Source organism: Coleofasciculus sp. D1-CHI-01, assembly GCF_040218875.1.
Classification (GTDB): Bacteria; Cyanobacteriota; Cyanobacteriia; order Cyanobacteriales; family Coleofasciculaceae; genus Coleofasciculus.
Genome location: NZ_JAVJQP010000139.1, coordinates 1 through 23,763 on the forward strand (window position 1 = coordinate 1; position 23,763 = coordinate 23,763).

11 protein-coding genes are annotated in these 23,763 nt (G+C 46.4%); 2 read left to right on the forward strand and 9 right to left on the reverse strand.

The features are described 5' to 3' along the window. Positions 1-137: 137 nt before the first annotated feature. From RIB93_RS24640 to RIB93_RS24655, 4 genes are all read right to left on the reverse strand, one after another. A complete protein-coding gene (locus RIB93_RS24640; protein ID WP_446376611.1) occupies positions 138-740 on the reverse strand; it encodes a CHAT domain-containing protein in 603 nt (200 codons plus the stop codon). A gap of 222 nt (positions 741-962) precedes the next feature. Further along, positions 963-1,595: a cytochrome c oxidase subunit 3 gene (locus RIB93_RS24645; protein ID WP_446376613.1), complete on the reverse strand. Its 633-nt coding sequence runs from the start codon at positions 1,593-1,595 to the stop codon at positions 963-965. 116 nt (positions 1,596-1,711) lie between these two features. Continuing rightward, complete coding sequence (ctaD, locus tag RIB93_RS24650; RefSeq protein ID WP_446376615.1) at positions 1,712-3,397, reverse strand: cytochrome c oxidase subunit I; 1,686 nt, start codon at positions 3,395-3,397, stop codon at positions 1,712-1,714. A 66-nt stretch (positions 3,398-3,463) separates the two neighbouring features. Further along, positions 3,464-4,486 carry a cytochrome c oxidase subunit II gene (locus tag RIB93_RS24655; protein WP_446376617.1) on the reverse strand — a complete coding sequence of 341 codons (1,023 nt, stop codon included), beginning with the start codon at positions 4,484-4,486 and terminating at the stop codon, positions 3,464-3,466. Between the two features lie 706 nt (positions 4,487-5,192). Between RIB93_RS24655 and RIB93_RS24660 the strand changes: the two genes are divergently transcribed. Both RIB93_RS24660 and RIB93_RS24665 read left to right on the forward strand, forming a co-directional pair. After that, on the forward strand, positions 5,193-8,261 hold the full coding sequence (locus tag RIB93_RS24660; protein WP_446376619.1) for an ATP-binding protein: 3,069 nt from the start codon (positions 5,193-5,195) through the stop codon (positions 8,259-8,261). Between the two features lie 73 nt (positions 8,262-8,334). Continuing rightward, positions 8,335-10,305 carry an adenylate/guanylate cyclase domain-containing protein gene (locus tag RIB93_RS24665; protein WP_446376621.1) on the forward strand — a complete coding sequence of 657 codons (1,971 nt, stop codon included), beginning with the start codon at positions 8,335-8,337 and terminating at the stop codon, positions 10,303-10,305. A 426-nt stretch (positions 10,306-10,731) separates the two neighbouring features. Here RIB93_RS24665 and RIB93_RS24670 read toward each other — a convergent pair whose 3' ends face one another. From RIB93_RS24670 to RIB93_RS24690, 5 genes are all read right to left on the reverse strand, one after another. Next, positions 10,732-12,348 carry a mucoidy inhibitor MuiA family protein gene (locus RIB93_RS24670; RefSeq protein WP_446376623.1) on the reverse strand — a complete coding sequence of 539 codons (1,617 nt, stop codon included), beginning with the start codon at positions 12,346-12,348 and terminating at the stop codon, positions 10,732-10,734. A 95-nt stretch (positions 12,349-12,443) separates the two neighbouring features. Next, positions 12,444-15,398 carry a mucoidy inhibitor MuiA family protein gene (locus RIB93_RS24675; protein WP_446376625.1) on the reverse strand — a complete coding sequence of 985 codons (2,955 nt, stop codon included), beginning with the start codon at positions 15,396-15,398 and terminating at the stop codon, positions 12,444-12,446. Positions 15,399-15,707: 309 nt separating this feature from the next. Beyond that, the gene (locus RIB93_RS24680; protein WP_446376627.1) at positions 15,708-17,849 is read right to left on the reverse strand and encodes a mucoidy inhibitor MuiA family protein; all 2,142 of its coding nucleotides are present in this window, start codon (positions 17,847-17,849) and stop codon (positions 15,708-15,710) included. Positions 17,850-18,289: 440 nt separating this feature from the next. Next, the gene (locus RIB93_RS24685; RefSeq protein ID WP_446376629.1) at positions 18,290-19,483 is read right to left on the reverse strand and encodes a calcium-binding protein; all 1,194 of its coding nucleotides are present in this window, start codon (positions 19,481-19,483) and stop codon (positions 18,290-18,292) included. A gap of 678 nt (positions 19,484-20,161) precedes the next feature. After that, complete coding sequence (locus RIB93_RS24690; RefSeq protein ID WP_446376631.1) at positions 20,162-23,728, reverse strand: PAS domain S-box protein; 3,567 nt, start codon at positions 23,726-23,728, stop codon at positions 20,162-20,164. Positions 23,729-23,763 lie beyond the last annotated feature (35 nt).

Below are 23,763 nucleotides of genomic sequence, written 5' to 3' on the forward strand. Positions count from 1 at the left end.
GACAGGGGAAATCATCTGGGTTGCCAGATGAGCCTGAGAACCCTCGGATGGAATGGGTTCAACTCAGCCTATTCGAGTGGAGGGGAGAGTGAGTAATTACTCTTCAGAATCCCCCGCATTCTATGCGCGGGGAGTCGTCAACAAAGGCTCATGATTAGGGTTTTGGTTCCGGCTATGGCAAAGGCGCGACGCAAGCCAAACACTCCCTCACCGAGTTTGACATCCCCGATTCCAGTTTGGCAGGCGGAGAGGATAGCGAGTTCGGTTTCCCAGAGATCAAGGGCGGCGATGTCTTGGGCGAATATCATCCCTTTTTCGGCGGTGGCGGGTAAGGGTTTGCCCTCTAGCCAACGGTTCGCGCCTGCAAAGGCGAGGGCGGAACGTAACATTGGGTCTTCGGGATGGGAGGTTGAGGGGGTTTGGGGGGATTTAGAGAAATAGCCGTGGGTGGCGATTAATAGGAGTTCTGGGGATTGGCAATGGGTGAGGTGAGAGGCGAGGGCGTCTTTGCCAAAGTAGGGGGAGATGTTGAAGCGTTTGGCGATGCTTTCTCCTAGGTGGCGGGTGCCTTCGGCGCGTTGGAATGAGAAATTGGTTAGGGTGGCGATTGACCTCTCCCCCAGCCCCTCTCCTGCAAGGAGAGGGGAGCAAGATTCTTTCTTTTCTTTAGAGTGATGCAGGGAGTCCGGTTCCCCTTCTCCCTCGATGGGAGAAGGGGTTAGGGGATGAGGGTGAATCAACGTTAATAGGTACAGATAAAATTAAAAACAACAATCCGATCTGGTTAATGGTGGCGTAACCATTTTAGCTATCGTAGCGTTAACCTATTTCACGAAAACGTTAATTGAATCAATCGCCAAACTCTTGGCACTGAAGCATCCGCGACAATAATCATTTTAACTTTTAATCTTAATTCCCATGAGGCGTAGAGACGTTGCATGCAACGTCTCTACATCTTCGCTTTAAAACAGCGTCAGAATGTAAAGCAGGGTAAACAGAATAATCCAGATAATATCGACAAAATGCCAATAAATTTCTGCCATTTCAATGCCAACGTGCTTGGTTTCACCGTAATGTCCAGGGCGACGCGATCGCCACAAGACGCCGAGAATCAGTAAAACCCCAATGGTAACGTGCAATCCATGGAATCCGGTCATCAAATAAAAGCAGTTAGAAAACACATTAGTAGTCAGACCATACCCCAATGTGAGATATTCATACACCTGACCGCCCAAGAAAATGACACCCATAACAGCGGTAATGATATACCACAACCGCATACCCGAGAGATTATTCTTTTTAATCGCCACATCTCCCTTATGGATGACAAAACTACTCGACACCAGAATAATCGTGTTAATTGTTGGCAGTAAAAGTTCCACCTCTGTGCCTTCGGGGGGCCAGGTTGCGGATACGCCTCGATAAATTAAATACGAGGCAAACATTCCACCAAACATCAGGGATTCAGAGGCGAGGAAGACGATTAGCCCCAAAACCCGATAATCGGGATGTTCCTCATGTGCCGCCACAGTTACCTCAGCCGAGGGTTCTGGGGTAGGCGAGACTTGATATTCGTCAATCGTTGAACCTTGCATAATTTTTTTCCCTATCGCTATATACAACTAATGAACATTAAGTCGGGGCGGGTTTAGTTACATCTGGGTAAACGGGAAACGATAACGGTAAAACCCGCCCCTACAACCTGCAAAATTTACTTCGCTTCAACAGCAGGTTCACCCGATGTTGGCGCACTGGGATTAAGTCCTTTACCATTGCGACCATTCATGCCATAAGCATAAGGACCATGGGTTAATACAGGTAGGACTTCCCAATTTTCGATCTCCGGTGGCGAACTGGTTGTCCATTCCAGGCTCAAGGCATCCCAGGGATTATCACCCACCTTTGGTCCATACATCCAACTCCAGATCAGATTAATCATGAAGGGAACCACCGAGAACCCTAACAGAATTGCACCGAAGGTACAAAGCTGATTAATTGCCGTGAATTGGGGGTCATACATCGCTACCCGTCGGGGCATTCCTTGCAAACCCAATTCATGCATAGGGAGGAAGGTGAGATTCGCACCAATAAAGGTGAGAACAAAGTGAACTCGCCCCCAGGTTTCGTTGTACATGCGACCCGTAATTTTGGGGAACCAGTGGTACATTCCAGAATAAAGACCAAACACTGAACCGCCAAAGAGAACATAGTGGAAGTGAGCCACGATGTAGTAGGTATCGTGGACATGAATGTCAAAGGGTGCGGTTCCCAGGGTTACGCCACTGAGTCCACCCAAGACAAACATGCCTAACAAACCGATCGCAAACAGCATTGCCGAGGTGTAGCGGATTTTCCCTTGCCAGAGTGTCGCCACCCAGCTAAAGATTTTCACTCCCGTCGGTACTGCCACAATCAGCGTGGAGATGGTGAAGAACATCCGCATCCAAGGGGGGGTGCCACTGGTAAACATGTGGTGTACCCAGACGAATAGACCGACGATACAGATGGCTAGGGATGAATACGCGATCGCTTTATAGCCAAAGATCGGCTTACGGGCGTGAACGGGTATCACTTCTGACATAATCCCGAAAATCGGCAGAATCATCAGATACACCGCCGGGTGGGAATAGAACCAGAACAGATGTTGGTACACCACCACATTCCCCCCAGCATCGGGGCGGAAGAAGCTGGTGCCAAAGTTGATATCAAATAACAGCAGGGTTAATCCCGCCGCTAACACGGGCGTGGAAAACAGGGCTAATATCGATGTGGCTAAAATCGCCCAACAGAACAACGGCATCTGATCCCAGCGCATACTGGGGACGCGCATTTTGAAGAGGGTGATGATAAAGTTCACCGAACCCAAAATTGAGGAGGTTCCCACCAAGATAATGCTGAGAATCCACATCGATTGAGCAGTATTGGCGGTAATCAGGCTCAAGGGGGGGTAGGATGTCCACCCCGATTGAGCGCCGCCGAAAAAGAAACTGCCTAACAGCAGCGCTCCCGCTGGGGGAACCAGCCAAAACGCGATCGCATTCAGTTTCGGGAATGCCATATCTCTGGCACCAATCATCAGCGGGATCAGGTAGTTGCCAAACCCGCCAATAGCAGCCGGAACGACCCAGAAAAAGATCATGATCGTGCCGTGATTGGTCAGAAAAGCGTTATAAAGATTGGGATCAAGTAAATCTGAATCCGGGGTATACAGTTCAGCTCGCATGGCGACTGCCATTAATCCCCCGATCAAATAAAACACGAAGGAGGTAACTAGGTATTGAATCCCAATCACCTTATGGTCAACATTGAACGTGAAATAGTCATACCACTTCCATGCCGTGGGATGGGAACTGTGGGAAGTGGCTTGAGATTGAGGTGCAGTTTCGGTTTGGGTCATCAGAATTTCTTGGGACAACTAAAGCAGCCTGTCCAGATGGACAACTGGAGTGTGATGGGCTTCTGTTTAGGATTCATGCATTGAGTGTAACTGGGTTAACGTTTTTTCATCAACGCCCAACTTAGTCGTGTAGGGTTCCAGAAACTCGGACTCGGATAAATCCGCCGGGTTCACCGCCACGGTTTGATTCGGGTTTTGCTGCTGGGCAACCTGATTTTCCTTGAACCAAGCGTCATACTCCTCTTGGGTATGCACAATAAGCTGGGTTCGCATCGCACCGTGGTAACCCCCACAGAGTTCAGCGCAAACCACGGGATAGGTTCCAGGTTTTGTGGCAACAAACCGCAGTTCCGTTTCTTGACCAGGAATCGCATCTTGTTTGAGGCGGAACTGAGGCACCCAGAAGGAGTGAATCACATCTTGGGCGGAGATATTCAGTTGCACGTCTTTGCCAATGGGAACATGTAATTCACCAGCAACAATGCCACTATCGGCATAGTTAAAGATCCAAGCAAACTGTAAACCCGTGACATTCACCACCAAGTCAGCCATCTGTCCTTCCCGTTGGGGAGCCGCGCCAAAGCCGTATTTAGCGCCCTTGGGTGCTGCTTCATCGGACTCCATCCCCTCTGCATCAGCCACTAAGGGGGCTGCCATGGCACTTCCGGGCATACTTGCAATATGAGCGGGGTTATCAGCTTTAGCAACTAAGTGATGCGCGGGTTCAAAACCGCCCATATCTCGATAGACTTCGACGCTGTAGATCCCCAGTCCAATCACGATAATGGCAGGAATGGCTGTCCAAAAAGCTTCTAAGGGCAAATTACCGATGATGGGTTCAGCATCCGTGTCATCCCCCTCGCGTCGCCGAAATCGAATCATGGCAATCACAATCGCCCCTTCGACGACTAAAAACAGGGCGGTGCCAATCGTCATCATCACGTCAAAAAAGTCATCGACTAACGGCGCTTGTTCTGACGCCTGTTCGGGCATCAAGCCGTGGTTTTGACCAACCCACAAACTGACCAGGGTGATAACGACACCGGCGGTCAGTGTGATAATCGTAGTTGGTACTTTTTCGTTTTCCATAGCTTATCTCCTCGGCAGCAGCAGATCTCCACCCAGGTTAGGTGAAGTCGCTGCCTGATTCTAGCTCGACTAGATCGATCCTAATTCACATTTCTTTATAGCGCTTGTTTGGAGAAGGGATTCCGGTGCGGGGGGGCAGGGGTGCAGAGTCCAAATTAGATGTAGGGGCGGGTTTAGGGAATCAATTCAGATATCCACCGATAACCGAACAACAAAACCCGCCCTCCCCACCGATAACCGAACAACAAAACCCGCCCTCCCCACCGATAACCGAACAACAAAACCCGCCCTTTCTCACCTTAAAATTAAGAATAAAACCCTCCCACTCCCCCAGCGCAAGGCAATCAATTAATCCAAAACCGGACAAACCGATTAGATTCCCAACCGCGATCGCACATAAAAAATGTCGGGGTGAAAGGGTGGGGCAGGGCGGGTTTTGTACAAAGGTTATTGGTGGTTTCATTAATGTTGTCCCTAAACCTTGGGGCAGGGCGGGTTTTGTAAAAACGTTATTGGTGGTTTCATTATTGTTGGCCCTAAACCCGCCCCTACACAGATTTCTAGACTTAATAGAGTTAGGTTTATATCCACCAACCTAACCAATGGACTGACACAGCTACAATTGTAAGCCGATATAATGGCACGATAAGACAAACCAGGGTGGATTAAACCGTTGCTTTAAAGAATGTTTTAGGAAAAGAAGACTGTGCTGGAATCATTACAGACTATTTTATCCTCCCGTAGCTATATGCCCCACGGTAATTGTTACCTGTGGCAAACTCCCCTGGTGGGATTACACGTTGTCAGTGATGCGCTGATTGCGATCGCGTATTTCTCGATTCCGGCAATGCTGATTTACTTTGTCCGCCAACGCCAGGATATTCCCTTCTCTAGAGTCTTTGTGTTATTCGGGGCGTTTATTATTTTCTGTGGTGTCGGACATCTGTTTGATATTTGGACTCTTTGGCACGCGGATTACTGGATATCCGGAATTGAACGCGCTTTAACCGCCCTGATATCTTGTTATACAGCGCTACGATTAATCGATTTACTGCCCCAATTCCTCGCCCTACGCACCCCGGAACAATTGGAAGCGATTAACCGGGAATTACAGCAGCAAGTGGTACAACGACGCCAAACCGAGGAAACTTTACGCGCCATTGTTGCGGGTACAGCGTCGGTAACGGGAGAAGACTTTTTTGCCGCCTTGGTGCAGAATCTGGCAAAATCCTTACATGTTCCGGCTGTCGTCGTCGCTGAGAAAATCCGCGATCGCGAACCGGGATGGCGTAGCCTTGCTGGTTGTTGCATCACATCCTGTCAGGTGTCCCAGTTCCAGTCTACCTCCTGTCAAATCATTCCCCAAACCCAACAGAGTGGTAACGAAGCTGACAATTGGCAGCAACTTTTTCCCGATACAAAGGATACCGAACATTGCGTGGAGATTCCTTTACTCGACGAACATCAACAAATAATTGGGATGCTGGGTATTTGTGATGTCAAACCTTTGTGCATCACCAATTTAGATCAAGCGATGATGAACGTATTTGCCGCCCGCGCCGCCACAGAATTGCAACGGAAATGGGCAGAAGACGAAAAACATCGCGCCTACGAAGCCTTAGAATTTCGGGTTGAGGAACGCACCGCAGAATTAGTAGCAACTAATGCTACGTTAGAAACTGAAATTCAAGAACGAATTGCTGCCGAAGCCGCGATCAAATTGATGGCGCAGCGGGAAAAAGCAATTAACCGCGTCATCCAGCAAATGCGCCAAAGCTTAGATTTAGACACCATCTTTAAGGCGACAACGGCTGAATTACAACAAGCTATTGACTGCGATCGCGTTCTGATTTATGAGTTTAACCCGGATTGGAGTGGGGAAATCGTTGCCGAATCCGTTGCCTCCGGTTGGCAGGCTTTACTTCTTGACCCTAAAAACTCCTCTACCTTTGCCCAAACCACAACGGTTAATTCCCACTGTTTTGCCACTCAATTAATCGGTGCAGATGGATTGGTTCAAGACACGTATCTGCAAGAACGACAGGGTGAAATCTATCGACAAAAGAACACCTATTGCTGCGTCTTTGATGTTGAACAAGCTAACTTTTCCGAGTGTTATCTCAACTTGCTCAAAGGAATGCAAGCCCAAGCCTATATCATCGCCCCCATTTTTTGTGGTCAGCAACTATGGGGACTCTTAGGCGTTTATCAAAACAGTAATCCTCGACAATGGCAACCCGCAGAGGTACAAATTGTTACCCAAATTGGCAATCAGCTTGGCGTCGCGGTTCAACAGGCTGAACTCTTTGCCCAAACCCAAAACCAAGCCATCGAACTTCAACAGGCAAAAGAAGCAGCAGATGCAGCAAATCGGGCAAAAAGTGAGTTTTTATCCAATATGAGTCACGAACTCCGCACGCCCATGAATGCGATTTTAGGATTTACTCAACTCATGCAGCGCGATCAATCCTTACCCGCCCAGCATCAAGGGTACATGGAAATCATTAATCACAGTGGTGAACATTTACTGGAGTTGATTAATGATGTTTTAGAGATGTCAAAAATTGAAGCGGGGCGGATAACCTTAGCGGAAACTGACTGTAATTTACATCAACTCTTGCGCCGTCTGGAATCCATGTTCCAACTCAAGGCAAAGTCCAAAGGATTACGCTTAAGGGTTCAGCGAGACGATACCGTTCCCCAATGGATTAGAACCGATGAACATAAACTGCGTCAAGTCTTAATTAACTTGCTGAGTAATGCGATTAAATTCACCGAAAACGGTCAAGTTACCCTAGAAGTATCGAGGGTTAGTCAGGGTAAAACCGTGAACCTGGGATTTGAAGTAGCTGACACCGGACCCGGAATTGCTAAAGAAGACAGGGATGAGTTATTTCAAGCCTTTAAGCAGACCAAACTTGGGCAAAATACCCACGAAGGAACCGGGTTAGGATTAAAGATTTCTCAGAAATTTGTGCAATTGATGGGCGGTGAAATTACTGTCACAAGTGAATTGGGACAAGGAAGTTGTTTTAAATTCCAAATTCAGGTAGAATTAACAGAATCTATCCCCGATACTCCAGCCTCTGATTTCAAGGAGGTGACGGAATTAGCCCCCGGACAACCCGCCTATCGAATTTTAGTGGTTGAAGATCATCTGGTAAACCGCCAGCTATTGGTAACGCTGTTAAAAGAAGTGGGTTTTCAGGTGAAATCAGCAGAGAATGGACAAGCCGCGATCGCGCTTTGGCAACAATGGCAACCTGAACTGATTTTCATGGATATGTATATGCCGATTATGGATGGTTATCAAGCCACTCGACAGATTAAACAGTCGAATTTTGCCACGATTCCGCCGATTATTGCGATTACCGCCAGTGCGTTTGCCCATAAGCGAGAGGAATGTTTAACCGCCGGATGTGATGCGTTTATTAGCAAGCCGTTTCAGCGGGAGGAAATTCTAGAAATTGCCAGTCAATATTTAGGGGTGGAGTATTCCAAGAACACAACAGCCGAAACGGTTTCTGATGCTACCGATGCCAGCGTATCTCCATCGGATTATACTCTAAATGCCAATGATCTCACGATCATGTCATCCGAATGGATTGAGCAACTTCACTACGCGGCGAGTTCCTGTAACGATGCCCTATGTTTAAGCCTAATTGATCAAATTCCTGAGGAACAATCTCAACTCATTGAGGCGCTAATTGAGTTAGTAGAAACCTATCAATTTGATCAACTGATAAACTTGACTATCTCTCCAATAAATCCGTGAAATCAGTGTCACTAACCTTTCACTTCCCCACCCAAATCTCTCCAATAAATCCGTGAAATCAGTGTTTTGACAAATGACCAATGACAACAAATTCATCGCCGATATTCTCATTGTTGACGACCAACCCCACAATATTAAATTTTTATCAGATTTTTTATCAGACTACAACTATCAAATCCGCAAAGCCATTAATGGTGAAATGGCATTAAATGCCGCTCGGCTGCTTCCCCCAGACTTAATCCTCCTAGATATCAATATGCCCGGATTAGGTGGCTATGAAGTCTGTGAACAACTCAAAGCTGATCCGAAAACAAGTTCTATCCCGATTATTTTCCTGAGTGCGTTTTCGGATACTGAGACAAAGGTTAAAGCCTTTCAATATGGCGGTGTTGATTATATCACCAAACCCTTTCAATTTGAAGAGGTTTTAGCCAGAATCCAAACCCAATTAAACCTTAAACGCCTGCAAAGTGAACTCGAACATCGCAATAAAAAACTCGGAAAAACCGTAGACGTACTGCAAAAAACTAAAACGGCTTTAACCACATCAGAAGCAGAACTTCGCGCCTTATTCCACGCCATGACTGAACTGGTGTTAGTTTTGGATTCCCAGGGGCGCTATCTCAAAATCGCCACACCCAACCATGAGTTGGTCTCTCAATCTCCCCAACTCGCCGTAGGCAAGACACTCCATGAAAGTTTACCCCAACCCCAAGCCGATTTAGTATACAGTACGATTCAAAAGGTATTAGAACGCCAGGAAACGATTGAAGTTGAATATAGTCTCCAGTTAGAAAACGGCAGAACAGACTTCTCTGCCAAGATTTCACCTCTATCCCAGGATAGCGTTATAGTGGTGATGCGAGATATTAGCGATCGCAAACGCCGCGAAGAAGCCTTACAATTAATTGTTGAAGGAACCGCCACCAAAACAGGGCGTGAGTTTTTCAACGCTTGTGTGCGCCAACTTGCCGAAATTTTGTCAGTTCGTTATGCGTTTGTTACCGAATGTCTAGATTTTAAACAAAAACGAGTCCGGACATTAGCCTTTTGGCAGGACGATGAATTTGTCAAAAATATTGAATATGATTTGCTGGGAACACCCTGTCAGGAAGTGATTCAAAATAACAAATATTATTGCTATTCTGACAATATTATCGCGAGTTTTCCTGATGATCAAGATTTAGTGGACTTAAAAGCCGAAAGCTATGCCGGAATTCCCTTAACTGATTCCATAGGGAATGTCATTGGTCATATTGCTGTCCTAGACACTCAACCCATGCTCAATGATGAAACCCGGGAATTAGTCTTAAAAATATTTGCCGCTAGAGCCGGAGCTGAATTAGAGCGGCAAATCACCGATATTGCCCTGAAAAAAACTCAAGAACGTTCTGAAGAATTATTACTGAATATTTTACCCGCTCCGATTGTTGAACGCCTGAAAAAAGAGAAAACGGCGATTGCCGAACAATTCGCTGATGTGACGATTTTGTTTGCGGATATTGTCGGTTTTACCCCATTATCGGCAAAGATAAAACCTACGGAAATGGTTGACTTACTCAATGAAATTTTCTCAATTTTTGATCAATTAACTGAGCAACATGGGTTAGAAAAAATCAAAACCATTGGCGATGCGTATATGGTTGTGGGTGGATTACCCGTCTATAAAGCCAATAATGCTCAAGCCGTGGCGCAAATGGCGCTAGATATGCGAGACGCGATCGCCGATTTTCAAGAAAGCTATGGTGAACAGCTACAAATCCGCATTGGTGTAAACACGGGTTCAGTTGTCGCAGGTGTGATAGGAACCAAGAAATTTATCTATGATTTATGGGGAGATGCGGTTAATGTTGCCTCTCGCATGGAATCATCAAGTTTACCCGGTAAAATTCAAGTCACCGAAGCCACCTATACCTGTTTAAAAGAGCAATATCGTTTTGAACAACGGGGAAAAATTGCCGTTAAAGGAAAAGGAGAAATGATAACGTATTGGTTGGTCGAGTCATTAAAGAACAATCCTCCATTACCCAATCCAGTGGTTTGAGCTGTAGGGACACAGCATTACCCATTGGTGTCAAGTTCAGGTGAAAAGCACAACTGGCAAGTATTTCACCCTCATCCCCTAACCCCTTCTCCCATCAAGGATACTGCTGGTCATTAACTGAGGGGTCAGACCCCTCCCCTTTCCCCCTCCCCGAACCTCTCCCTAGCCCTCTCCTACAAGGAGAGGGAAGCGGAATATATTTTTTATTTGGAGGGGCTTTGATGCTCCCCCTTCCGTGCCACAAGAGCGAAGCATCCTTTGTCCTCCCCGTGCAAAAAAAGTGAAACATCCTCTGTCCTCCCCCCTCTTGTAGGGGGGAACGAGGGGGGTTGGGAAGGGGGCTGGGGGGTTAGGTTTTTCCAATTCGCCAGCAGTATCGGGAGAGGGGCTGGGGGTGAGGGGTTGAGAATGGGCAATACCGTACCCTTACAATGCTCCTTTCACCTCTGGCGCTGTTGCCACTTGATAAACTAGCGTGGCTTGACGTTGAGAGTAAGGCGCGAGGGTGAATTTCCAGGTACAAAATCCATCATTATCTGCTTGAACTCCATTGGTAGTCTTTTTGGTTAAAACCTTTACCTTGACTTGCTCTAATTCTGACACCGGAACCCGCTCTGTTATTGTAATCTTTCTCGGTTCAGCGGCAATATTAGAGAGAAATAACTGGGTTTGCGTAATCACTCGTTTCCACTTGGTTAGATGGTCTTTTTCTTGTTTTTTCGTTTGGCTACGCTGCACCCGCATGGCTTCATCAGACCCCCATCCCAAGGCAAATTTTTCCCCAGGTGCGATGAATCCAATGGCAGTTTTGCCGACAAATTCGGATGAACGTACTAAGTCCACAGGTCCAGCGAGAATGGGACAGGTTGATGAATTAATTTGTTCGCTTTTGATAACAACTTGACAGGAGAGTTCTGGCATTAAGATATACTCAATCTCAGCCTTAGACTCAAAGGATAAAATTGGCACCCGATAGGGACGACCATCAGAGGGAATTGTGGCTTTTTGGTTAGGGCGAAGCGTCCGGACTTCGCCGCCATCATCAACACCAGGTAAGTTAACTGAACTGGTCGTTTCTCTCTGCGGAGGGGTGACACCTGTACCGAGTCCAGTGGTTTGAATGTGCTGATTTCGAGTTTCAACAATAATTTGTCGAGATTTTTCTTTGACATTTAATTTGTCATCGCTTAAAAGAGGGGGTTCAGTCCCCAGAGATGTGCGGGCGGTGGAAAAGACTAAATCAACATTCGTCCAGTCTTCTCCTGTATTTTGCCAGACACACCCATCCATCCGAAATGATAGAGTAGCTGGTGATGAAGGCGTAGTAGTTGGGACTAGCAGACGGGCTTGATGCCAAGGACGCCATAAGGCATTGGGAACGACGTAATCGAAGGTAATTTCATAGTCTCCAGCGTCAGAAATCATTAAATCAGATTCAATTTTGGCGGTGTAAATTGTATCTGGACGGGATAGGGCTTCGAGGTGAGTGGTTATGTCATCAATTTGCCGTCTGAGTTGTGCTTGATGTTCACCGCTGGTTAAATTTTCTGTCCGTAATTCACGGAGTTGTTTAAACAGGGTTTGCAATTGTTCCCGCCAGGTTTTGGGGTCAATTTGTCCCCAAACGGCATCAATGGGTAATTCTTGTAAGGCTTTGGTTAAGATGGTATTGACTTGTTTAAAGCAATACTTCTGATGTTGAGAGTCTTCTGAAACTATGGCGAGGTGATGCTGGTGCGATCGCAAGTCGTTATACAATGGTTGAATGTCTTCGGGTCGTTCTTCGTCTTTGACGATTATCTGGCGACGAACGCGGACATCATTAATTCTGGCATTATCATAGTTTTCTGCAAATTCTGCCCGCAGGGATTTATCGGAAAGCACTGGGGCGACATTTTCTACGGTGATGCGCCATAATCCTGATGTTAGATTGGCTTTCCCCCGGCGTTGCACTAAGGCGCGGTCTTCGAGAAGGGTAACGAGGGTGACAGGGGCGTCGAGGGTTAAGGATTGAATGTCTTGTTGGGGTGTAATTGATGGCATAATTGACCTCTGTAAATTATAGCGTAGTTTGTAGTAAGCACTTTAGTGCTATAATGCCTAACTTTAGAGGGCTAAAGCCCCTCACTACGAACGAACTATTCCCGTCGATTGCCACCGATTACTTCACTATCGGCGTAGGTTTTAATGGTGTACTGTGCTGATAATTTTGCTTGTTGTTGACTGGGTATTTTTATCCGCCAGCGATATCCGCCTTGAATGGGTTTTCCGCGTTCTTCTTGTTCGTATTTCTGCCATTGCGGGGAAACTTGACCAAGTTCTACATCAACTTTTTCTCCTTCCTGGGGTACAGGAATCCGTTCTCGGATCTCAATCCGTGCTTCGTTGGCTAAACGGTTAGCAATGTCAATTGTCAGGTGGTGACGGAGTTCGTTGAATGCGACTAATAACTGATTGGAACGCACCTCCCGATACGTCGTGTTTCGAGCGACTTTTATCCCTTGCTCGACGCCTAAACCCAATTCAACTTGTCCCTTGGCGGGTACGGTGGGTAATGTCGTGGATAAGATATACTCACCATCAACATAAACATCAGCTGAACCACTTAAAAGTGGAGCATCTAGGGGATTACAAAGTTGAACAATTCGGAAGACATTAGTATCTTCACGGGGAACGACAATATAGCGGAGGTTAACATCGGTACTTTGGCTAGTTAGTGCTACGGAATGAAATTGTCCATCTGACGGAACATCCACCCGTCCATCGGCAGGGTACGCATAATCAAAGGAACCTGCTGCATCACGTACTGATACTCCACCAAATGGTAATGGGGTAGACAGACATTCTTGGGAAGTTGATATCGCCTGGTTGACGATTTCTAAGACATTGAATGTTACCATAAACTGCTGTTGCTTGAGGAGTTCTAGATAAACATATTGCTGGTTTTGAAGCAATAATTTCCCTCGCTTATTGGCATCATCTGCGCCGGGAAGTCGCATTAAATTGTAAGTTATTATGTCATTTTTGATCCACTCCATTGAGAAACCAAATACTGTTTTTTGCACCTTCATGTAAATATTTTCTCCATACCGAGCCGGGATGATTTCGACGAATAAATTGACCATGCGTCTCTGAAACAGACGCTGAAACTGACCACTTTGCAATAGACGTTTGTTGATGTCTAAATTTGCCATGATTTTGACACGATTAGCCACGGCATTTTTAATTTTTCTTGGTAAGGGATCGAAGGCTGGCCGCAGTACGCCATCTTTACGGAAGCGAACAAATAAAAATGGATCATGGGGTTCGATGTGAATGTCGGAGACTCCCTCTTGCAGGGCTTTGATGAGAATACGATTCACCAAGTTAATTATCCCAGCACTCCCTTCATTCAAGACTTCGCCTAAGTCGCATTCTGTTTCTTCTGGTGCATCCGAGGTAAGACAATCCAAATCCTGACTAATATCTGTATGTTTAGCCGCTTCTTGTTCCTTCTCTTGTGCCAACTTTTGATCCCGATAGTGATTAATCAGATGCTGATAATCTTCTTGGGTAATCACCATCCGCCGTAGCCCAATTCCTTGAGGGCGGAGAATCCGGTTGAGATCATCTTGGGCATCCAGATTATCCGGATCAACCATTGCCACCAGAACGAATGGGGGTTGACCATCATTTTTGGATAACGGGACTAAACGATAGCGACTACAGATGTCAAGGGGAATGAGGCTTTCAATTAGTTCCTTGACTTGGTGTCCGGAAATTTCACTAAGTTCTGGATCAAGAGATTCAACACCATAAATTGTTTTGAGTTCAAACAGTTGCTGTTTCTTGTAATGGCGGATTAAGTCGGGTGACAACTGACGCCCGGTAATTGATTCAATAATATCGGTCAGAGGTCGTCCTGACTTACGGCTTTCTATCCGCGCTTGTTCTATCTGCTGTTTATCAGCATAACCTAACTGTAATAATCGATTGTAGAATGAACTGTTGAGTTTACTCGGTGGTTGTGTAAAGGCTCTTGGTGTTGAGGTTCTATTCTTTTGTAGATTTTCTCTTACAGTCTGTTTTCCTCCTAAGTTCAACTCTTGTACTGATGACACATCAATTGAAGATGATTCCAGGTTTTGGAACTGTTCAGATACCGTGACTACCTGCGGCTTCTGACGGTCATAATCGGCAAACAGCATGGTTGCACCAACGGGAGGTAAACGCCAACCGGATTTTCTGGGGACAGGCTGGGTACGCCCTAACCGCAGTGAGGGTAATTCTGGTAACTCACACCACGTCATTGGGTTAGCGGTTGAGAGTTCCAAGCGAACTCCAGACCAATCTTCTCCTGTGCGCTGACACAAAAAAGCCCGAACCGCGATCGCGGCGGTATTCGTGCTACTCTCTAAACGGCATAAATAGGTGGGTGTCCAGCGTGCGCCAGGAACGAAATACTCGACAATTAATCGTTGCTGGGAAACTGTCACCTGTGCCGGATAACTTAAGCTGATAATCACCGTTTTCCGCAATTCGTGGGGTTTCACCTGTTGGGCGGTTGACGCCAGTTTCTGTTTGTGTAATAACTCGTCTAAGTGGGTTTTTGCCTCCTTTAAGCTGTTTTGGGTTTCCCGTCGTTCCTGAATGCGACTACGGATTTGCTCATCTTGAAAATTTGCGATCGCTAATCGGGCGGCTAGGGGTGAAGGGGGGGGTGCTTTTCCGGGTTCTGCTTTCGGTTGATTGGGTACATGAAGCTTTTTCAGGACAGAGATTTCGTTATCAATTAGGGCAATCGTCTCTTGAATTCGCCTTACTTCGGCTTTGGCTTGGCGCAGTTGTTCCTCAGCGGGGGAGTTGGGGAGTTCTGGGTGAGAAGGAACCGCAAGACTGATGCGAATATCGGTAGGAATCACCAAATTGGCATTTCCCTCAACTTGTACTCGCACACTGCTATCATCTAGCGCCAGGGGAAGTCCTGAAATTTCGACTTGTTCTGGCGTTTCTCCATTCTCTAGGTGCAAATCGGCGATACGGCTAACGGTTGCACCAGCCGCATAGACTTTAACTTTGTCTATTTTCGAGGCGAGTTGGATGATGTTCGGCATCGGATTATCCTATGACTGATCCCAGGTACATTGTTCTATATCTCTGGGTGATTACCGGGATATGCACTTATCGATACGTTAGGATAAGCTGTCATGCATTTAAATTGGGTATTAGTAGCGAGCAAGATGCAAAGCCTGCGGCATGGCTTCGCTTAACGCACTACAGGGATTGCGCCATTATTGATATTAAGGTTTAAATGCCGAACAGCTTATTTCTCCATTGACCTGACAATAGCGTAGTTTGTAGTAAGCACGAAGAGTGCTATAACGCCTAGCTAGAGAGGGCTAAAGCCCCTCACTACGAACGAACTATTCCCGTCGATTCCCACCGATTACTTCACTATCGGCGTAGGTTTTAATGGTGTACTGTGCTGATAATTTTGCCTGTTGTTGACTGGGTACTTGTATCCGCCAGCAATATCCACCTTGAATAGGTTGTCCGCGTTCTTCTTGTTCGTATTTATGCCATTGCGGGGAAACTTGACCAAGTTCTACATCAACTTTTTCTCCTTCCTGGGGAACGGGAATCCGTTCTCGGATCTCAATCCGTGCTTCGTTGTTTAAACGATTAGCAATGTCAATTGTAAGGTGGTGATGGAGTTCGTTGAATGCGACTAATAACTGACTGGAACGTTTTTCCTGATACGTCGTGTTTCGAGCCACTTTTATCCCTTGTTCGACCCCTAAACCTAATTCAACTTGTCCCTTGGCGGGTACGGTGGGTAATGTCGTGGATAAGATATACTCACCATCGACATAAATATCAGCTGAACCGCTTAAGAGTGGGGCGTCTAAAGGATTGCAAAGTTGGGCGATTCGGAAGACATTGGTATCTTCACGGGGAACGACAATATAGCGCAGGTTGACATCGGTACTTTGGCTAGTTAGTGCTACGGCATGAAATTGTCCATCTGACGGAACATCCACCCGTCCATCGGCAAGATAAGCATAATCAAAGGAACCTGCGGCGTTACGTACTGATAGTCCACCAAATGGTAATGGGGTAGACAGACATTGCTGTGAAGTTGATATAGCCTGGTTGACGATTTCTAAGACATTAAAATTTACCACAAACTGCTGTTGCTTGAGGAGTTCTAGATAAACATATTGCTGGTTTTGAAGCAGTAATTTCCCTCGCTTATTGGGGTCATCTGCGTCGGGAAGTCGCATTAAATTGTAAGTCAGTAGGTCATCGTTGTTAATCACCGGATCACTAATGAGTTGACTCAAGGATTCACCTAAGTCGCATTCTGTTTCTTTTGGTGCATCGGACAGCATGGCGTCAAGGTCAGCAAACTCGTCTCTTGATTCATCGAACAGGTTATGAAACTCCATAGCCTTATCGGTATCGGACAGGAGGCATTCAAGCTCCATATCCAGATCCTCTTGTGCTTTCTTCTGTGTCAGTTTTTGATCCCGATGTTGATTAATCAGATTCAGTTCCAGATTGTAGGATGAACTGTTGAGTGTACTCGCTGGTTGTGTAAAGGCTCTTTGTCCAGTGACCACCTGCGGCTTCTGACGGTCATAATCGGCAAACAGCATTGTTGCACCAAGGGGAGGTAAACGCCAACCGGATTTTCTAGGGATAGGTTGGGTGCGTCCTAACCGCAGTGAGGGTAATTCAGGTAACTCACACCACGTCATCGGGTTAGCTGTTGATAGTTCTAAGCGAACTCCAGACCAATCTTCTCCTGTGCGCTGACACAAAAAAGCCCGAACCGCGATCGCGGCGGTATTTGTGCTACTCTCTAAACGGCATAAATAGGTGGGTGTCCAGCGTGCGCCAGGAACGAAATACTCGACAATTAACCGTTGCGGGGAAACTGTCACCTCCCCCGGATAACTTAAGCTGATAATCACCATTTTCCGCAATTCGTGCGGTTTCACCTGTTGGGCGGTTGACGCCAGTTTCTGTTTGTGTAATAACTCGTCTAAGTGGGTTTTTGCCTCCTGTAAGGTTTCCTGGATTTCCCGTCGTTCCTGAATACGGCTACGAATTTGTTCATCTTGAAAATTCGCGATCGCTAATCGGGCGGCTAAAGGTGAAGGGGGTGGTGCTTTTCCCGGTTCTGCTTTCGGTTGATTGGGTACATGAAGCTGTTTGAGGACAGAGATTTCATTATCAATTAGGGCAATCATCTCTTGAATGCGCCTCACTTCGGCTTTAGCTTGGTGCAGTTGTTCCTCGGCGGGGGAGTTGGGGAGTTCTGGGTGAGAAGGAACCGCAAGACTGATGCGAATATCGGTAGGAATTACTGGATTGGCATTTCCCTCAACTTGTACTCGCACACTACTGTCATCTAGCGCTAGGGGAAGTCCTGAAATTTCGACTTGTTCTGGCGTTTCTCCATTCTCTAGGTGCAAGTCGGCGATACGGCTAACGGTTGCACCCGCCGCATAGACTTTTACCTTATCTATTTTCGAGGCGAGTTGGGTGATGTTCGGCATCGGATTATCCTATGGCTGATCCCAGGTACATTGTTCTATATCTCTGGGTGATTACCAGGATATGCACTTATGCCACGTTGCTATACGTAGTTTGTAGTAAGGGCTTTAGCCCTTGATTCGCTGGGGTTAACGACAGGAAACCTAACCTACAACTACTTATCGAATCGATACGTCAGGATATTTCTCTGTTGCCTGTTCCCTGTGTTAGACTGAGCGCTAGCCGAAGTCTGCCTGTTCCCTCTCCCCACCACAAGACTCCCTGAAGCAATCCCTACCTAGGGCTATACGACTGAGACAAAAAAAATTGGGAGATACTTTGCATCTCCCGCTTGGTTCGACTAGAGTGACATACTCCTACACCAACCTGAGTACAGGTATGGTGTAGGCTTCGCAACCAATCCGGCTATTGCTAAGAAAGACTAAAACATCAGACGAAATATCTAGGCAGCGACAAAGATGTCATTCGCGTTATCGGCAAATGTGCTAGCAGACTGCCAACTCACGGTGGCTAACAAGTCGCTGCCTTGATAGATTTGGGCACCATTTGCACCATCAGCGAAACTCAACGCACTAACATCACTAACGATTAGAGACGTCTGACCAAGCTGGAAGTTATTAATCACATCGAATCCAACTCCTTGTGAGAGGACGACATCGGCATCACCGTGACCCAGCCAGATGGTATCCTGACCAACACCACTATCAATGTAATCTGCTCCATTATTGGCACCATTGGCGTAAATGATGTCGTCGCCCTGGCCACCGAGAATATAATCAGGACATGAACCACCGTAGATTAAGTCATCACCACGACCACCGATAAGGATATCTCGACCGCCATTTCCGTAAAGGGTGTCATCACCATTACCACCATCGAGATAATCCGAAGCAGAACTACCGTATAAACCATCATCGCCACCTCTACCATAGATGGTATCGCCGCCGCCGTTACCGTAGAGAAGGTCGTCATCAGCGCCACCATCGATATAATCACTCTCGTGGCTTCCGGCAATTGTATCGTTACCTGCGTTACCAAAGAGAAAATCTTCGCCGCCGTTGCTATTTATCGTATCATCGCCCGCTCGACCTTGGATGTACTCGTTAGCCGATGTACCGTTGAGTTGATCATTTCCTGAGGTTCCCACAATTGATTCATGGGTGCTGATTTCAGCTATAGACTGAGTAGAACTAACAGTATCAAATGTGGAGACGAAAGAGGTGCCATCTTGCAAGGTTACTTCAAAGGAAACATCCTGCAGTCCGAAAGCACCACCACTGTCTAATGCAATACCTGGACCACCAGAAAGACTGTCTGTGTCTATTGAGAAGCGGAATGAATCTCCCACACCAAAGGAGTCGGGAGCAAAGTTGATGGTTACAGTTGGGAAATCGAATCCACTATCAGGAGAAAAAGAAATATCGCTAGCCGTTAAACCCACAAGGTCTACTGGAGACAAACGCTGAGACGGATCAAAATTTGCATCCGTATCCCCCCCAGCGCTTAGATCGAAGGTAACTGACTTGATATATGTGTTCGGCAGACCCTGATCAAAGGAAATACCATAAAAATCGGGATCGAACAAACTGGTACTACCTGTTGTATCAGCGATAATTGTTGTAAATTGTACAGCCATCAGATTTTCTCCTTCGTAAATAGTTGGTTTGAAAATGATACCCTCGTTTAAATTAATCAGGAGGTAATATCCTGATTGAGGATGATTGCGAAACGTTGTACCACCTATATTTTTGGTGGTTGCTATTGTTTCGGTATAGTCTCCGAAAAATTACTTCAAACGACTGTGATTTTAAGGTTCGTTTTGTTTTTTCCTGACCACAATTTAACTATAACCGTATTTTTACGCAGATCAATAAAGTTAAAATAAACTTTCTATAAAGTTTTTGTGAAGTTAAACTGTTTATAAAAACAAAAAACTCTCCCCTTAGGAAGAGCTAATTCATCTACCTACAAACTTGCATTAATATTTATCGAGAAAAGACAGTTTTTTCTCTAATTTGCTAACCATTAATCTGAAGGGTTCACTCTTGTCGTTAACCCTGTAGAGTCAGCCAAACTTTAATTGTTGTAATAATGGTTACGGCTTTATTTGGGATGAGTTGGCATGATTAAATAAACGGCTTGGCTCAACACTTAGGTTTCTATAGTATTCAGTTTTATCAGCCAATGGCGCTCAATGGGTGAAAAATCCGGAGAGTTTGCCAACTCTTTAAAATTGTCCGGAAATCTTTACAGATATTTCATAGAATCAGCCTTAAAGCAGATTGACAAATGCCCACCCTTAATGTAATAGAAATCATTTATGTCTCTGTTTCATTAACCGGACGATCGCCTGAATCAAATCTTTGGGGTCAACAGGTTTGGGTAGATGCTGCTGAAATCCGGCGGCTAGGGCTTTCTGCTGATTGGAGTCTCCCGCATACGCTGTTAATGCGATCGCCGGAATTTGGGCTTGGCTTGAGGACATACCCCGAATCTGTTGCAATAAATCATAGCCATTCATCTGGGGCATACCAATGTCACTCACCAGGATATCAATAGTTAACTGGTTGAACTGTGACAACACCTCCAGTGCTGATGTCATTGTTATCACCTCTGCCCCAGCTTGTTGCAGAATAATCCCAATCAGTTCTCGTGTGTCAGGTTCATCATCGACAAATAAGACTCGTATCCCTTGCAGAGGAGGGGTATCGGGCTGGCGTTGGCAATCCGGGGTATTTGGCGTTGGTTTCCTTTGATTGGGAAGCAGGGGGAATTTCACGGTAAACGTGGCACCCTGTCCTTCTCCTGGGCTCTCTGCCTGGATTATGCCATCATGTAAGTCCACAATATGACGTGCGATCGCGAGTCCTAATCCTAATCCCCCAAATTGGCGCGTCATGGAACTGTCTGCTTGACGGAAATAGTCGAAAATATGAGGAAGAATATCGGCAGAGATTCCGATACCTGTATCGCTTACCGTAATCTGGGCAAAGTCATCCACCGCCGCCAATGTCACCTCAACCTGTCCCCCGGATGGGGTAAACTTCACCGCATTGGAGAGTAAATTCCACACCACTTGTTGTAACCGCCCAGAGTCCCCATCAATCAAACCCACTTTACCGATAAAATGAGTCTGAATTTGAATCGATTTCGCCTCCGCCGCCAAATGCACTGTTTCAATTGCGGCTTTAATCGTGATCGCTAAATCAAGCCGATGACGAGTCAGAGAAACTTTTCCGCGCAGAATTCGGGCAACATCGAGTAAGTCATCCACTAACTGAATTTGAATCGTGGCATTGCGTTCAATGGTTGCCAACGCCTTATCGGTTGCGGCTTGATCAAACTGACGACTGCGGAGTAGCTTTGTCCATCCCAGGATAGGATTCAGGGGAGAACGCAATTCATGAGACAAAATCGCCAGAAATTCATCTTTAATCCGGTTCGCAGATTCTGCCTCTTTACGGGCGGCACGTTCTCGTGCTAGAAGTTGTTCACGCTCTCGTTCTGCCTGTTTGCGTTCGGTGATATCCACAAATGCACCAATCACGCCGCGCACCTCACCAGAGTCGTGGTACAGGGGAACGGCTTTGCCATAGATGAAGCGCACTGTGCCATCCTCAAAAACCAATTCGATTTCATCAATGATCTCTTGTCCGGTTCTGGCTGCACGCTGCATCGGTAAGTCTTCGGGGAGAAATTCTTGTCCGTTTTTATATTGTTTAAAGGGCAGAGGATGGGAACCATCAGCAGGGGTGGCGGTTGTCACGGAACCTAGTGGCATCCGCATTAAATTGTACGCCATCCGGTTAGCCGTCATCTGATGACAGTCAGGATCATGGGCAATCCAAAGTGCCGCTGGGGTAATTTCCATCAACGTTTCTAACTCTTGCACTCTGGCGTGGGCAAAGGCTTCACTCATGCGTAAGGCGGCTTCTACCCGCTTGAGTTCAGAAATCTCCATCACAGTGACACCCACTCCCAATAGTTCACCATCGGGTAAGCAAACGGGGAAGTGATTGGCTAAAGTATGGTGATAAATACCCGGTTGAACTTCACCATTAAACTCAAAGTTCAGCACCGATTGCCGAGTCTGTAAAATCTGACGCAGCAGGGGGGCAAATTCAGATGCCATCTGTGGCACTACCTCCCAAAGAGTACAACCTAAATGGTGACTCAGGGGGACTCCATTCATTGTTGCTAAGGCTTCATTGGCATAAAGATAGCGTAAGTCATGGTCAAAAAATGCCATACCAATGGGGGAACTGGCAATAAAGGCATTGAGAACCGTTTCACTTTTGCGTAGTGCGAACTCGGCTTGTTTTTGTTCGGTAATATCGCTAAAGGAAATGGCGACGCCATCGTCTAATTTGACTGCCATGTTGCGAAACCAGCCAACAATTCCTTCTGATTCGTAGCGCACTTCGATATCATGGGGGTCTCCGGTTTCTACGACGTTGACATAGCACTCAAATAAGTCACTATTGGTTTGATTCCCTGGTAGGATATTAAGCAGGCGTTGACCGAGTAACTCGGAAACCGAATGATTCAGCATTTTTGCCGCCATGGGATTGACATAACTCCACTCAAAATCAATGATTTTTCCGGCAGGATTGCGAAGGCTTTTTAGGATAGTAAACCCATCTAAGGACAGATCTTGGGCAACCCGAAATCGTTCTTGACTGAGGCGTAGCGCTTTCTTTGCCTGTTTACGTTCCGTAATGTCTCGACAGATGGATTGAACGGTGGGCAAACCATCCAGCATAAATAGGGTGGAACTAACTTCAACGGGAATTTTTTGACCGTCTTTGGTGCGATGTACTGATTCGACAACCACTCGTTTCTCTTGCAACAATTTCTGGAAACTGAGGTTAAGATTAGCTAAGGGAAAGTCCACTACATCCGCAACCGATAGGGTTAGGAGTTCTTGTCGGCTATAGCCTAACCGTTTACAAGCTTGTTCATTCACCTCAATTAATTGTCCCGGTTGATTGTCAGCCGTGAGGGGATAAACGAGTACCCAATCTTCCATGCCATTAAATAAGGTGCTGAAGCGCTGTTCTCTCTCCCCTAAGGCGGCTTCTGTTTGTTTGAGATCGGTAATATCGTTAATAAAGGCATAGAAGCCTTTCACATTCCCTTGCGGATCACTATCGGGGATATACTGCCTGCTAACGTAACGTGATCCTCCATCTTTAAACGGCATCCACATTTCAACCTTTACGGATTCACCCGCCAGGGCGGCTTCAATATCCCGGCGCATATATTCATAGAGGGTTGCACCGACAAAGTCTGCCACAGATTGACCAATTAATTGTTCGGCTGGATATCCAAACCAAGTGGTAAAGGCGCGATTAACGAAGCGGTAACGGCAATCTGAATCCACATAGGCAATTAGCGCCGGGATTGCATCCGTAATTAAGCGTAAATCGGTTTCTCGTTGTTTCAGGGTAGCTTCTGTGCGCTGGCGATCGCTAATATCGATGGTGCTACCAATCACACGAATAGGATGTCCTTGATCATCTCGTACCACCACCAGTCCTTGATCCAAGATATGAATATAGTGGTTGCTTTTGTGAAGAATGCGATATTCGACTTGATAGGAGTCTCCCTGACTCAACGCCGTGGCTGTCTCCTGATCAATGCGTTCCACATCATCGGGATGAATGCGATCGCGCCACCAGTCATAAGTGGGTTCGGCTTCGCTGAGGGAATAGCCTAAAATGCTGGTGAGTCCATCCGTTCGTTCTACGCGATTCGTATCAATCTGCCAATCATAACTCACCGTTCGCTCATTTTGGTAACTCAGTAGCCAAATGAGCAGCCACACAGTAGTCTGAGTAAGCAATTGGACGATTAAGGAGAGGACTAGGAAGCGATGCATACCAGACTAAGTACTTGATTGAGTACAAAAGCTGA

Bases quoted from the DNA above. Each gene is read 5' to 3' on its own strand.
- ctaD (WP_446376615.1), bottom strand. From the start codon at position 3,397: ATGACCCAAACCGAAACTGCACCTCAATCTCAAGCCACTTCCCACAGT.
- RIB93_RS24690 (WP_446376631.1), bottom strand. From the start codon at position 23,728: ATGCATCGCTTCCTAGTCCTCTCCTTAATCGTCCAATTGCTTACTCAG.
- RIB93_RS24670 (WP_446376623.1), bottom strand. From the start codon at position 12,348: ATGCCATCAATTACACCCCAACAAGACATTCAATCCTTAACCCTCGAC.
- RIB93_RS24680 (WP_446376627.1), bottom strand. From the start codon at position 17,849: ATGCCGAACATCACCCAACTCGCCTCGAAAATAGATAAGGTAAAAGTC.
- RIB93_RS24655 (WP_446376617.1), bottom strand. From the start codon at position 4,486: ATGGAAAACGAAAAAGTACCAACTACGATTATCACACTGACCGCCGGT.
- RIB93_RS24675 (WP_446376625.1), bottom strand. From the start codon at position 15,398: ATGCCGAACATCATCCAACTCGCCTCGAAAATAGACAAAGTTAAAGTC.
- RIB93_RS24645 (WP_446376613.1), bottom strand. From the start codon at position 1,595: ATGCAAGGTTCAACGATTGACGAATATCAAGTCTCGCCTACCCCAGAA.
- RIB93_RS24685 (WP_446376629.1), bottom strand. From the start codon at position 19,483: ATGGCTGTACAATTTACAACAATTATCGCTGATACAACAGGTAGTACC.
- RIB93_RS24665 (WP_446376621.1), top strand. From the start codon at position 8,335: ATGACCAATGACAACAAATTCATCGCCGATATTCTCATTGTTGACGAC.